1 protein-coding gene is annotated in these 807 nt (G+C 64.3%); it reads right to left on the bottom strand.

The genetic code is table 11. From position 1 onward, the window contains the following. Positions 1-3: 3 nt before the first annotated feature. A partial coding sequence (locus OF819_RS29035; protein WP_267246634.1) for an adenosylhomocysteinase occupies positions 4-807 on the bottom strand: 804 nt, incomplete at its 5' end.

Here is an 807-nt window from a genome sequence, read left to right as displayed (position 1 = left end):
GGGTCAGTAGCGGTAGTGGTCGGGCTTGTACGGGCCGTCGACGTCGACGCCGATGTACTCCGCCTGCTCCGGCCGCAGCGTGGTCAGCTTGACGCCCAGCGCGTCAAGGTGGAGCCGGGCGACCTTCTCGTCCAGATGCTTGGGCAGCACATACACATCCGTCGGATACGCCTCCGGCCGGGTGAACAGCTCGATCTGCGCCAGCGTCTGGTCCGCGAAGGAGTTCGACATCACAAACGACGGATGACCCGTGGCATTGCCCAGATTCAGCAGCCGGCCCTCCGACAGCACGATCAGCACCTTGCCGTCCGGGAACGTCCAGGTGTGCACCTGCGGCTTGACCTCGTCCTTGACGATGCCCTCCACCGCCGCCAGACCCGCCATGTCAATCTCGTTGTCGAAGTGGCCGATATTGCCCACGATCGCCTGGTGCTTCATCCGCGCCATGTCCGACGCCATGATGATGTCCTTGTTGCCGGTCGTGGTGATGAAGATGTCAGCCGTCTCCACCACCTCCTCCAGCGTGGTCACCTGATAGCCGTCCATCGCCGCCTGCAGCGCGCAGATCGGGTCGATCTCCGTCACGATCACCCGCGCGCCCTGCCCCCGCAGCGACTCCGCACAGCCCTTGCCCACATCCCCGTACCCGCACACCACCGCGGTCTTGCCGCCGATCAGCACATCCGTGGCCCGGTTGATGCCATCGACCAGCGAATGACGGCACCCGTACTTGTTGTCGAACTTCGACTTCGTCACCGCGTCATTCACATTGATCGCGGGGAACAGCAGCGTGCCCTCCCGGTGCAT

Source organism: Streptomyces sp. PR69 (assembly GCF_026420845.1).
GTDB lineage: Bacteria > Actinomycetota > Actinomycetes > Streptomycetales > Streptomycetaceae > Streptomyces.
Note: the sequence above shows the minus strand (reverse complement) of the source record. Positions and strands in the feature narration are given on the sequence as shown.